The 13,160-nt window shown below is 49.1% G+C and carries 11 protein-coding genes and 1 tRNA gene; 9 read left to right on the top strand and 3 right to left on the bottom strand.

Annotated elements, in window-relative coordinates:
* Window positions 1-227 precede the first annotated feature (227 nt).
* From AAC022_RS13385 to AAC022_RS13370, 4 genes are all read left to right on the top strand, one after another.
* Window positions 228-722, top strand: a complete 495-nt coding sequence (locus AAC022_RS13385) for a hypothetical protein (protein ID WP_339731659.1) — start codon at window positions 228-230, stop codon at window positions 720-722.
* A gap of 200 nt (window positions 723-922) precedes the next feature.
* A complete protein-coding gene (locus tag AAC022_RS13380; RefSeq protein ID WP_339731657.1) occupies window positions 923-1,810 on the top strand; it encodes a hypothetical protein in 888 nt (295 codons plus the stop codon).
* Between the two features lie 103 nt (window positions 1,811-1,913).
* Entirely contained in the window at window positions 1,914-2,168 is a 255-nt protein-coding gene (locus AAC022_RS13375) for a hypothetical protein (protein ID WP_339731655.1), read from the top strand.
* A gap of 202 nt (window positions 2,169-2,370) precedes the next feature.
* Window positions 2,371-4,947, top strand: a complete 2,577-nt coding sequence (locus AAC022_RS13370) for a hypothetical protein (protein WP_339731654.1) — start codon at window positions 2,371-2,373, stop codon at window positions 4,945-4,947.
* Window positions 4,948-5,862: 915 nt separating this feature from the next.
* Here the strand turns inward: AAC022_RS13370 and AAC022_RS13365 are convergent.
* Window positions 5,863-5,935 (bottom strand) — tRNA-Thr (locus AAC022_RS13365).
* A 379-nt stretch (window positions 5,936-6,314) separates the two neighbouring features.
* Between AAC022_RS13365 and AAC022_RS13360 the strand changes: the two genes are divergently transcribed.
* From AAC022_RS13360 to AAC022_RS13340, 5 genes are all read left to right on the top strand, one after another.
* Window positions 6,315-7,985, top strand: a complete 1,671-nt coding sequence (locus AAC022_RS13360) for a CocE/NonD family hydrolase (protein WP_339731652.1) — start codon at window positions 6,315-6,317, stop codon at window positions 7,983-7,985.
* A 63-nt stretch (window positions 7,986-8,048) separates the two neighbouring features.
* A complete protein-coding gene (locus tag AAC022_RS13355; protein WP_339731650.1) occupies window positions 8,049-8,846 on the top strand; it encodes an NIPSNAP family protein in 798 nt (265 codons plus the stop codon).
* 394 nt (window positions 8,847-9,240) lie between these two features.
* Entirely contained in the window at window positions 9,241-9,771 is a 531-nt protein-coding gene (locus AAC022_RS13350; RefSeq protein WP_339731648.1) for an RNA polymerase sigma factor, read from the top strand.
* Window positions 9,758-10,426 carry a hypothetical protein gene (locus AAC022_RS13345; protein ID WP_339731647.1) on the top strand — a complete coding sequence of 223 codons (669 nt, stop codon included), beginning with the start codon at window positions 9,758-9,760 and terminating at the stop codon, window positions 10,424-10,426. Before AAC022_RS13350 ends, AAC022_RS13345 begins: the two co-directional genes overlap by 14 nt.
* A gap of 169 nt (window positions 10,427-10,595) precedes the next feature.
* Entirely contained in the window at window positions 10,596-11,807 is a 1,212-nt protein-coding gene (locus AAC022_RS13340) for a PDZ domain-containing protein (RefSeq protein ID WP_339731646.1), read from the top strand.
* A gap of 94 nt (window positions 11,808-11,901) precedes the next feature.
* Here the strand turns inward: AAC022_RS13340 and AAC022_RS13335 are convergent, their stop codons facing one another.
* Together AAC022_RS13335 and AAC022_RS13330 are read right to left on the bottom strand one after the other, a co-directional pair.
* Complete coding sequence (locus AAC022_RS13335) at window positions 11,902-12,444, bottom strand: inorganic diphosphatase (protein WP_339731644.1); 543 nt, start codon at window positions 12,442-12,444, stop codon at window positions 11,902-11,904.
* A 67-nt stretch (window positions 12,445-12,511) separates the two neighbouring features.
* On the bottom strand, window positions 12,512-13,024 hold the full coding sequence (locus tag AAC022_RS13330) for an FKBP-type peptidyl-prolyl cis-trans isomerase (protein WP_339731642.1): 513 nt from the start codon (window positions 13,022-13,024) through the stop codon (window positions 12,512-12,514).
* Window positions 13,025-13,160 lie beyond the last annotated feature (136 nt).

The following is a 13,160-nucleotide window of genomic DNA, read 5'->3' as shown; positions in this document are numbered from 1 at the left end:
CGTGATCCTGATAGAGAGAAGAGAATCAACCCCCGCTGTCATATCGGGCTTCCCTGAACAAGTCCATATAGTGTCATTTGATAATAGACAGAAATCCTGATAGCTTTAGATAGAATCAAGTTCTGTCTATCAATTGTTAGCTCAATAAAATGGAAGTCGACGAACCAATCACGAGTGTTGACGCGGCGAAGCGCTACTTCCAATCGATGGGGTGCTCTCACTTTCACATGTCCCGAGAGATCCCTCAACGATATAGCGAGTACCGGGGGCTGAATATCCCCAAATCCAAGGAGACAGAGTGGACGCGCGAGGAGATTTTATCCGCACTCGATCGTCTCCAGTCGGGCGAAACTCCCCGCAAGGAATTGTGGGCGATTCATTCAGCCGTCACAACGCTGGTACTCGATGGAAGGTTCCACGACCAACTTGAGCCTCTATTGGATGCATCTTCATCAATCGAGGGTGTGATGCGGTCACAGCGAGATCATCTTATCGTGGCAGAGACTATCGTTGGCAGGCAAGACATCCAGTATCGCCCCGGGCTGATTTTCAGAGCCTACGACTCGTCACGAGAGGATTTGGCAGCACGCTATGCTGGGTTGGCTGACACGCTTGTAGAGAAGCCATTTATTGCCCCGGTTGATGAAGACCGGCGGCAGAGACTGATTTTGGCGTTGGAGAAGACTCGAATCGCCTGCAACATCGCCAAACGAATTGTCTAAGAAACAGTTGAACTGGAGCCGTTTTCGTTTATCTATATTTTCGTTAGTCTATTTGTTGTTCTGAGCTGTTTGTCGGCGATATATTAAAGTATTCGGAAGAGATGCCGTAGTTTGGATCTTGAGAAATCGTATCACAATCGCGTCAAAGGCGACGCTCGTACCTCGCGGGCATTATCCTGTAAATATTGAGACATTTCCAAATGGCCAAGTCATTCGATGAACGCAACCAATCTGATTCGGCACGTCGAAAGCTCAAGAGCTTGGCAAAGGCCTCTGGCGTCGAACTCGAACTCGTGTCTGCATTGGCGAATTTCACGTGGGATTATGACACGGAATTCAGAAACGAACCTATCGGATGGGTCAATAACTCTAAACTCTCACGAGCTGCTGAGAAACAACTTCACTGGATCGCCGAAACGCTAGCGATTCCTCCTGATTTTACGCTCGACTTCGATCGCGCGTCGAAAGACTTGCGTCAATCGCATGCTGCTCAATCCATCAATCATGTCTGGGCAAATTTTACTCTTGCAGCTGTAACCAAAAACTACGGATATGTCTCTGAATTTGCGTCATATCATTACTTGCGTGGCATCAACACCTCACGCATCAAATCACTCGAGTGGAGTGGAAAAGGAGTGGGCATGGTCGAAATTGCCCGCAACCTGTTTCTCAAATTATTCCGTGGCGGGGCGATTGAGAGAGATGATCTCGCGTATTTATGGTGCGACTTGGCCGTGCCATTGGACTATCACGTTGGAAAGCCTGCAAAATCCGCCCCATGGCTTGAACCGTTACTGGCATCGATCGAATCGTTGCCGACTAATTCTGGATTGAAAGACCTGATTGCATGCTGCAAGGGTTTGGTTGGTGGTGACAAGTTCTTTAAGAAGGAAGTGCTGCAATCATTGTCGTATGCTGACGTGCTTAGGGTGACCGGCCTTCCGGTTTCCGATATGTTCATTGCTGAACGGCGAAATGAATTAAGTCCGCACTTCTACTCCAACGAATGGTCTTTCCCAATGCGTTTTTGGTCCTCAAACGGCGGCACAGTAAATCGAAGCGCGATACCTCAACAAAAACCAACATAACAATCCGTTTCACACGGAGCCGCGGCGTTATGCTCGTCCGGTCGCCAAAACCGACTGTGATTGGCGTCAAGTCCAACCCGCAGAAGTTGGACAAACTTCTGTGGTGAAGCAGAGTCGCCAACTCGCGTTGGGATTAAAGACCGAAGTAGAAAGTTGGCGAGTCGCCGTCCATGTGATTGCCTGGGCCTTTAAGGTTCAGAATAATACCGCCCGTACCGCCACCGAATTTTTTTTGAGCCGAATCACCACTTTAGAAGTGGACGTATCTACGAATAAAACGAGCGGCGGCAGAAAAGAGCCGCCGTGGAGAGTCGAACTTCTCAGCGACGCTTTACGCATGTGTTGCTCTGTCAACTAAGCTGTGGCGTGTGTTGACTTTACCCGCTTGTGCTGTTCGCTGAAGCCACAACTGAGGAATCGATCAGAATCCCTGGAAAAAGCTTCGCCAGAGCCTTTGACCCCGTGTATGATTGAAACTTGCGATTCTGACGCCAGATCGAGTTTTCCTGGTTTGTTTCAGCACTATTTTTCAATTCACGGTCTCGGCTTACGGAATGACGATGAGTGGTTTATTACGATCTGAGAGTCATCGAACTCGCAATTTGATGATTGCGATCTTGTTATTTTTTGGCGTCCTGTCAGTGGCGCGGTTAAATCAGATCTATTTCTATTCCCCGGATAGTCCCGACTACGTCTTGATGGCACGCGGACTGGTGAACGACTTCGAATACCGCCAAATCGATTTCCCGGGAGCCCCTTATTTCACACAACGACCGCCGGGAATGTCGGTGCTGCTGATTCCGGCTGCCTTAGTCGCTCCCTATAGTGCCATCGCGGCCAAGATCACGGTGATTCTGACAGGCCTGCTCATGCTGGCGCTGCTGTATGCATGGATGTCGCGCCTGGAACATTTCACGGTCGAAACCGCTCCCGTTTCAAATCGTACCATCCGCTGGCTGACTTTGTTCGTCATACTCCTGTTGGCTACCAATCCCTATATCGTACTGTTCTCCACCATCATCATGAGTGAAATTCCGTTTATGGCGTTTACGGTGGCAATTCTGTATCTCATTTCCAATGCTGAAGACACGATCAAAAAACGTCATTTGATTCTGCTGACCTGCTTATTAATGTTTCTCCCATTCATCCGGACGATTGGTGTTGCACTGATTCTGGCCATCGCTGTCTGGGCTGTTTTCAAACGAAAACGCTGGCCTTATCTGATGAGCGTTGCCTGTTCTATCGCAGCGACAGCAATGTGGATACTGCGAAACAACTCGCTAAAATCCGACATTTATACGTCGTCGACGTTTGATGAAATACGGCGAGCGGGCCTCAGCAGCACATTGCTTTCGATGATGAATCGAAGTCTGAATCACTTTGAAAGTCTGTGCAATAATCTGTTCCCCAATATGCCGGGAGGGGTTCCGCGTTATGAACGATTTTTGCTGGACGGCAATCATGTACTGCCTGGACCACAACTCATTTATTATCTTGCCAGCATCCTGATTCTCTCGATCGCCCTTTATGGCATGCTCAAACTCTGGAACAAGGGAGGAGCCGTGAGCTTGCTCTATGTTGCGATCACATTCGGAATTCTGGCATTATGGCCTTGGATGCAGCCGCGATATATTCTGCCGCTGTTACCAGTCATCCTGGCCTTTCTGCCTGTGGGAGTTCTCGCCCTTTTCAATCACCTGGCAGCATCAACGACATTCACGAAAAAAGTCTTAACGGGAATCATAATCGTACCCGGCATTACGATGCTCTGCGCCCAGTCGATTACAGATTACAACCTGATTTATGCCAATCAGCAACTGCTCTCCCAGGGAACGGATTTTTATCAAACGAAGTTCCCTTCCAGTCACTATAGTAATTTTGTCGAAGCCGGTCACTGGATCAAAGAGAACTCGCCCGAGAACGCCCGCATTTTCACACGCCGAAACGATGTTGCTACCACCGGTCATCGCTTTCAGAAACTGGTCTATTTTGAGCAAACAAGCCCACCCAAACTTCATGAATTGATTCAAACATTCTCGCCTCGCTATCTGGTTAGTTTTGACAAAAACTCAGCCGGTGCCTTCCCGTGGCACTTATTGGACAATGATCTGGTCTACCGCCTGACTCCCGTTTACACAAAATCAGGAGTCAAGATCATCGAAGTGCAACCGAACTATGAAGGCACCATTCGGCATCAATACTGGCAAAAAGACGAAGCGATGAATCGTGCCAGACAGGTGCTCGACAAATTTCCGAATCGAGTCTCGGCACAGGTCGCCTATCTCGGTCGATTACTGGAGGCAGAAAAATATGACGAAGCCATTTCATTCGTCCAGACGCTGCCAGTGGCCAGTGATGTCCGTATCGTTAATTTCCTGGGTTGGGCCTACATTGGACAGCGTAATTATCAACAGGCGCTGCAGGAATTTTCCAAAGCGTCGCGGATGCCGGGACAGTCGTCAGTGAGTCAATCGATTCGACGGGGGGGGACCTTAGCACAACAACAGTTGAACAAAAACAAAGCAACAGCACCATCCAAAGAAGCAGACAATCCTGGTAGAAACCTTCTCGTTGCAAAAGAATACTGGAAGCTGTCAAACTTCGACCGGGTTCTCAAATTCACACAAAAAGTCTTAGATTCAGACAAGGCAAGTCAAGCGGAGCTTGATCAGGCACACGTGATGTTGGCGCGACTGCATTTACTGGAAGGGCATACTCCACAGGCCGTAGAAGCGCTGAAGCAAGTGAGAGCAAAGAATGCCGAAGCGAATGAACTACGCGACAGGATCCAGTTGGAAGAATCGCTCGCCGACATATTCGAGTTCAATCCCCAAAAGAACACAGACATAATAGATGCATTGGAGCCACAACATCAAACAGCGATTTTAAAACTGGTCTCAATCTACGAATCAGAGGGAATTCCAGGCAAGGCCCTCAAATTACTGAAACAGGCCCACATGCGAGCTCCCTTGAATCAACAAATTCTGAAGCTACTGGCAAAGTCCCAACTGTTCTACAATCTCGTCCCGGAAGCAGAAACCAGCTATCGCATACTCCAGGAAATGAATCCTGACGATCCAGAAGTCACGGCTGCACTGGAAAAAATTGAAACGCTCAAGAAAACGCCTCATTTCTAAGAGCCAATTCTGAGATCCAATGAAATGAAACCATCCCTTTCTGGGACATCCTGAAGAGGAACGCGTAATCTCACAGAAAAAACAGGGGATTCGGACATCATCGTTGTAACATGTAATTTGATGTAAGAATTGATCTTCTTTGCACAGCTTTATTTTTTCTTTGTTATTGTTGAAAGCGTATCTGCTTTCGCTATCGCGATCATCTCGATTTATTGTTCTGTCTGAATGTATGCAAATCAAGTCTCAAGTGTACTGCATTATTTCCTGGGAAATAATGCACCTCTCAACCTGTCAGAAAACAATCTGAAAATTCCTCTCGGTTTTGCATTGCGGCCGCCTGAACGTTAGATATACTCTGGGCCTACCTACTCCCATTTTCGCCAGGTGGCGGCCGCGTGTGATCTGCTGTAGATGATCACGATTGATTATTAAATCCGCGTTTCTTTTTGGTCTGTTCGGAATCCGGACCAACACAACTTAGAAAGTCAATCACAGGGAATTTGCGCGCCTGTGCTTGAGTCGTTACCCCTGCGCGTTGAGGTGAGACCATGCCCCACTATATAAGAATTTTGAGCAAGAGAAACCACCGCGTCTTCGAAGCTATTAAGCTGCACTATGACGCGACCTGCGATGGCATTACGTTCGATTCACTGTGTCTCTATTTAAGCCACAATCGAACCGCGTTACTCACGTCCCTAAACATCCTGCAGCGGTACAAATTCATTTCGCAGTGTGACCGACACCGATATCAACCTGTTGACCGGAAGCCGCTTTTAATGCTGTTTAGGGGGAGCGTTCAATAATGAAATTCAACCAACGGGATTGTTGAACGTCCTAAACTCCTACGCTTTTGAGTACACAAGAGGATTGTGAAGAGCCAAGACAACAAACAGGTGAGTTGAGGCGCAGAAAAAGAGCCGCCGAGGAGAGTCGAACTCCTGACCTACGCATTACGAATGCGTCGCTCTGCCAACTGAGCTACGGCGGCGGTGTTCCCGGATACTATCAGCATAGATTCATCAGACGTGCCTGAGGTTCGCCTGGCGGGAAACGTTTTGAGGGGCCTCGCGGAAAAACTTTGAGACCCGCTCTGGCGGTAGCATACCCCCTTTTTTCGGTTTTCGAAAGGATTCAGCCCCCATTTCATCGCTGAAAAATTGATTTCCCAGCCGGAACGGGCAGCGGAAACAACGGGATGAATTCACACTGATCCCACGAAAATAGCGGGTATGTCAGTTCTGACACTTATACCGGATCACGGTCGGGTCTTCAGATCCAGCGGCGTTTATGCTTGCTGAATCGGCGGCGGTTAGCCACAATCGAAGAAGATAATTTCCCGCCCTGAACTTCCAGCCGGAGACAATTCCATGCTAAAACTGGCCAACGCCTGCCTGATGATGCTTTCGCTGCTCATACTCTCCCCTGCCCTGTCGGCACAGGAAGCACCGCCGCTCAAATTTGACAAAGGGGTCACCGAAAAACATGTGATGATTCCCATGCGGGATGGCGTCAAACTGTCCGCCTATCTCTATATCCCCCAAGGAAAAGGCCCTTGGCCGGTGTTGATGGAACAGCGGTACGCCAGTCTGCGCGGCAAAGGCTCGCGGCTCTCCTTTGCTGAAATGGCGGGCCATGATTATATCGTGTGTGCGGTCAACTATCGGGGTTCCCAGATCTCCGAGGGAACCTGGATCGCTTACCGCGGTTTGCAGTGGGGCGAGAAACGGGACGGCTACGATGTCGTCGAATGGCTGGCTAAACAGCCTTGGTCGACCGGCAAGATCGGAACCTTCGGCAGTTCGCAGGGGGGCTATGCTCAGAACTATCTGGCCGTCACTCAGCCGCCGCATCTGGTTTGCCAATTCATGATCGATACCGGACTGAGCCTGTATCACGAAGGTTATTTTATCGGCGGGGCCGGGAAGCCGAATCGGTTTAAGGGCATGGACGCGGTCTGTCGCGTACCTGCACACAACCGGGCTGTGATGGCCGAATGGTTTTCGCATCCTGACTATGATGAGTACTGGAAAGACGAAGACTGCACGCTGCATTTCGACAAGATGAACGTCCCCTGCTTCACCGTCGGCAGCTGGTACGACTATATGTGCGTTGGTTCGATTCAAAGTTATATCGGACGCCAGCACAAAGGGGGACCGAATTCCCGCGGCCATCAGAAACTGTATATCGGCCCCTGGCTGCATGGTCGAACCAACAAGGGAAACAAAGTCGCCGAGATGCTGTATCCCGAAAATGCGAAGTTCGATGTGGTGGCCGAGATGATCCGCTGGTTCGACCATTATCTGAAAGATGTGGAGAACGGCATCACGAAAGATCCCAACGTGCGGTACTACGTGATGGGGGCGGTGGGTGAGCCCGGCGCGCCTGGAAATGTCTGGCGTTCAGCGAATGACTGGCCGATCCCGGTTACGGAAACACCCTACTATCTGCAGGCTGGCGGTAAGTTAGCGACCTCGAAGCCATCCGCCGGTGATTCGTTTACTCAGTTGATTGCTGATCCGCTGAACCCGGAGAAGATTGAAGGGCGTGGCTTCCCTGGTGCCCGCGATGCCCGTGTTGTGGAACAGCAGGAAAACGTTCTGACCTTCACGACGGATACGCTGGCCGAAGCGGTCGAGTGGACCGGCAATGTGAAAGCGGAGCTACTGGTTTCTTCGTCTGCAAAAGACACCGATTTTATTGTGCGTGTGAGCGATGTTTATCCCGACGGACGTTCGATCCTGATCATCGATATGATCCGACGCGCCCGCTACCGGGACGGCTTTGAACAACAAAAACTGATGGAGCCGGGTAACGTTTACAAGGTGGGGTTTAATATCGGCTGGTTGAGCCAAAATTTTAACAAAGGACATAAAATCCGCGTGACGGTTGCTTCGACCGGCGCACCGTTTTATGAGCCGAATCCGAATACCGGAGAGCCGATCACGATTGAATTTCCGGACAAAGTTGTTGTGGCAAAAAATAAAATTCATCACAGCCCCCAGCAGGCTTCCCGTATTCTCGCACCGGTCAATCCCTGATTGGTCGACGTTTAAGCGGGAAGTGATCATCTCCATCACTACGAACTCGAAACGAGGAACATCATGACACAGAATACAACAGATCGACGGCAGTTTTTAGCAGGCAGTGTGGGAGCGGCAGTCGCACTGGGATTGGGACAGACGGCTCACTCCGCAGCGCCACAGCAGAAGCAAGAGTTTTTTGAACTGCGCACGTATCGGATTGCAGACGCCGCCAAGCAGAAGCTCGTGAGCGATTATCTGGCAAATGCGTTGTTACCCGCTTTGAAACGGCAGGGCATCGACCGCGTCGGCGTCTTTAAGGAAATGGATGGCAAAGACGATCACTCGCTGTATGTGCTGATTCCCTTCAAGTCCCTGGACCAGTTTTCTGCTGTGAATGATGTTCTGGAAAAAGACGCGGCCTACCACAAAGCCGCCGAAACATTTTTCGCGCTGCCGAATAAATCGGCTGCTTACAGCCGGATTGAGAGCCGATTGATGAAAGCCTTCAGTGGCATGCCGGTCCTCGAAGTTCCGGAAGGAGAAGGCCCGCACCTGTTTGAGCTGCGGACCTATGAGAGCAGCAATGCGAATCTGGCTCGTCTAAAAGTGGACATGTTCAATTCCGGTGAAATTGACATCATGAAGAACGTCAAACTGAGCCCGGTCTTCTTTGGCGAGATGCTGATTGGCGATGACGTTCCGAATCTGACCTACATGCTGTCTGGGCCGAATCGAAAAGCCCACGACGAACACTGGAAAGGATTTATCAATCACCCCGAGTGGGACCGGATGAAGAAGATGGACAAGTATAAGGGAACCGTTTCCAAGATCACAAAATGGTATCTGGAGCCGCTATCGTTCTCCGAAATTCAGTAATCTGACAGGTGGTTGAATGTGAGGCTGGCTCTCATAAACTAACTGACATACTTGGTGATCCCGCCGGAATAATAGAACTTCCCGGAAAATTCGGATCAGCGAGAAATGTCTGCCGTTGAGCTGGGATATTTGACTTAAGTCGTTATGTTTTAACAGGATCTGGATTTTTCATGAATCCAGATCCGAGCGACGACTGTTAAAGGCTGATGGCAGGAGCCTGTCGAATCTCTCAGGAAACGGGAAATATCCTAAAACGACGTTAGATTCTGGTAGGGGTTCCGTCTATTCTAATGCATGTGAGTTAGCCGAGTGTTGTTAAGCTGGCAAATGAAATGAAGCCATTAACACTCTCCAATAGACTTAGATTTCCCTCTTCTAGCGTATTGGAATTTGCATGCCTGATAAGCAGGCCAAACGGTGGTCGGCAGAAATAGAGGCGGTGTATTTGCGTGAAGGTCGAGAAATTTGGGCATTACTGTATGCTCAATGCTCTGACGCGGATCGTGCATATGACGCGCTACAGGAAGCGTTCGTACGTTTACAATCTCAAGAAGTCGAGTCAATTCGAAATATCCGGGCCTGGGTTTTGACTGTTGCTCAAAACTGGCTGCGTGATTATGCCCGACGGCAGAACCATGCAGCGAGGCCTGCAGATTTTTTAGATAATATTGTAGGTAAACATTCAGATCCGTCAGAAGATCTGGAAAAAGAAGAGAGAAACAGCCGAGTCCGGCAATCGCTTCAACAACTTCGAGCCGAGGACCGTGAGGTTCTCGTACTTCGTTATGCACTAGGATGGTCATCGAAACGAATGTCAATCGCGTTGGACACGTCTACGTCGGCGATTGATATGCGGCTTTCTCGTGCGAGAAAGCGGCTTTGTGAAGAGTTGGAAAAAGTGGGGATAGATCATGAAACCGTATGACACTTCAGGAATGCTCGAGAATGATGATGAGCTGGAGAGTGTCCTGCGCGAATATTTCCAACAGGAAATGCCTCTCGAGCTGCAGGAGCTTCCCGAGATTTCTGATGAAGAGTTTGAAAAACGATTCAGGCAGATCACACACTTGGGAAACGGCGTACCTGATCGATTCGAAAAACAACACCAGGGACAGTTCAAGCTGCGTTATCTGATGACTGCCGTTTGTGCGTGCCTGATCATCGGGATGGTTGCATTCACCCAATTTCAGCCAGTGCCCCATAATGTACCTGTTGTGATACAGGAAACGCCGGCTCCTTCTGTGCCGACGCAACCATCAGAGCCATACAGGGTTCCTCAGTTTTCGAACCTTATCGAATCGAAGGCATTGGCCGTCGTTGATCACGGCAGTACGCCTATCGAGATGACATCCGAAGTCGATAAAACCATACAAGATTCCATTGATATCATACTCTACAACACCGAGTTGGGTCCTGTTGAACAACGGACCGAACTTTCCTGGACAAATTTTACCGTTCAGAACCCCGAAACAGGGGCCAATGTAAAGATGTCGATGCCGGAATTAACCATCGACTTTGTTCCCGTCAATAAAGCCGGCCTTTCCTTGATCAAGGAAGAGTCAGACTGGAATGGTCAGTAGCGTTAATCCACCGGGCAATAAAAAGCGAGTAAGCACAAGAAGAGATCAGTTAGCGGAATAAGTAGGAATTCGAATACGGGCCACAAAGAAGAGACTTCCGACTCAGGAACTGCTTAAGATTTCTGAAGCAGGGGAGTTGTCTTTTTTGAAACATTTCCAAGGCAGAACAATGAAAAAGTATCAATGGTTCTTTTTCAGCGGTATCGTTTTCTCTCTGCTGGCAGCACAACAGTCGTTTGCTGATGAGCTGCCCCTTGAAGCAAAGAGACCCGGTCAGGCTGAAACAACACAAACGGAGACTGCCTCTCAACCCAAACAGATGCGTCCCGTTGACGGTACAAACACAGATGCCGTTAAAGGGAAGTTCACTATCACCAGTCGTCCGACTGGAGAAACAGAACAGCGAAACTTTGTCGGCATTGTGACAGAACCGATTCCCGCTGCTCTGGCTGCCCAGCTCAATACGATGATGAAGGCCGGTCAGGGAGTCGGCGTGAAACTGGTGCTGCCTAAGTCCCCTGCCCAGCAGGCGGGAATCAAAATGTTTGATGTCCTGACCACCTTCAACGGCAAAGCCATTACTTCCTCAGAAGTGTTACGCGAATTTGTCATGAATTCCAAAAAAGGAAGTCTGGTCAGATTTGGTGTCATCCGGGCTTCAAAGCATCAGGTGCTTGAAGTCACACTCACTCAGAAACTGTTTCGATTTCATAAATTTTCGATTAGTCCGGTTGGTCAGAAACCATTGCTGGCAACAAATCAAAATCCGCGGCCCAGGACACAGCCGGTTCAGAATGCGGTGCAGGATGGTCCGATTGCCTCTCGCTCTACTGAGACAGACCTGTTGGGGCGTAAGCTACCTTTAGGCATGAGTCATATCCCAGTTACGACGACCCATAACCTTTCTTTGCTGTTTATTGGCAGTTTGCAGAAGGGGTATTCGGTGGAAGTCAGTTACCAGGACGATAATGACACGTTGCAGACACACCACTTTAAAGGGAATCCCGTTGAGATCAGCAATCAAATTATTGATCTGCCTGATCATGTGCAGATGATGATTAACGAGCGTGTGAAAGAGCTGAAAATGGCTTTGCAGGGCAAGCCCACTTTTCGCTTCCAGATGAAAGGGCATATGCAGGGAAATGTACGCTTCGTTCGCGTCTTCTTGAGTCGAGGCACGAAAGAAAAGTCTGTCCGAATGGTGGAACTTGATCACCATATTGGAAATCGCCCGAAATTAAATGTAAATCAGATTATGGGCAACCAGATCTTCACTCAGGAACTTAAGCAACTGAACCCCACAATTCAAGAACAGATCAGAGCGACACTGCAGAGAATCCGCATCCCAACGGCTCAGGTGCGTGTGGACAACCCGATTTAATCCAATATCTGAAGACACCCAGACCAACGACAAAAGCAGCTATTTCTCGAACGAAATAGCTGCTTTTTGCTTTTTGGCGGAACGCGGGCCAATCTTATAGAAAGCCGCGACGTCGCTGGTTGCTATAGCGTTGCAGTGAGTCTTCAATAATAGGAAATGCAGCAGCAGCAGATTGAAACTCTTCCACTTCAACCGTCTTCCCTTCGAGTGTTTTATAATCCTGGAAGAAGCGTCGCAGCATCGCCAGACGATGTGGCGGAAGTTCCGATGCTTCTGTAAACGGATTATATTCCGGATCATTGACGGCAACGGCCAGAATTTTATGGTCCGGTTTACCGCTGTCGATCATGGTCATCACGCCGATGGCGCGGGCATCAAGAATCGTCAACGGATCAACTGGTTCCTGACAGAGCACTAATACGTCAAGCGGGTCATCGTCTTCGGCCAGAGTCTGGGGAATGAACCCATAGTTAGCAGGATAATGAACGGCAGAGTAAAGCATGCGGTCCAGCCTGAGCAGGCCCGTGGTTTTATCCAATTCATACTTCACTTTGGAAAAAGTGGGAATTTCAATTACGGCAGTGAAATCGCGGGGTAAATTTTCCCCGGGAATCACATCATGCCAACAGTGAGTCACTGTTTCTCTCCTGAATTACGCGCGGGTAGAGGCATAGAAAAAACTGGCTGAGACTGAGCGACTTCAGCTAATTTACTTTAAAGAGTTCTACTTTAAAATGCAGTGTGGCACCGCCGGGAATCACGGGAGGAGAACCTGCGGCTCCATATCCCAGTTCAGACGGGATGATCAATTCGACTTCGCCGCCTTCACCAATTAACTGCAGGCCTTCTGTCCAGCCTGGAATTACCCCGCCGAGAGGAAACGAAATCGTTTCTCCCCGTTTATAAGAACTGTCAAATTCCGTTCCGTCTTCAAGTGTTCCCCGATAGTGAACAGTTACTTTGTCCTGAGGGCCTGGTTTTTTATCACTGCCTTCACGAACGATACGATATTTTAATCCCGATGGGGTCGATAAGTAGCCAGGCGCACTTTCGTCAGTCACTTGAGTATCCATTTCTGTTTGAGAGGAGTTAGCTGATTGCATTCTTGCAGTGCCTTCGTTTGGCTCGGACTGTTCTCCCTGTCGTAGATTGTTGCCACAACCGGAAAAAGAGAGACAAATCAGACTGCACAAAATTAAAAACGGAATTTTTTTCATGGGGAATATACCTTATTTTCAGGCAAACAATTTTACTGCGGCCCTATTCACAGATGTGATTCTGCTCGATAACATAACCAATAGACCAGCAGGTTGCACCATCAAGGTGTCTTACTTTTCACGAGATCAGAAAAAG

Origin of the sequence: uncultured Gimesia sp. (assembly GCF_963976445.1) — a bacterium.
GTDB lineage: Bacteria > Planctomycetota > Planctomycetia > Planctomycetales > Planctomycetaceae > Gimesia.
Note: the sequence above shows the minus strand (reverse complement) of the source record. Positions and strands in the feature narration are given on the sequence as shown.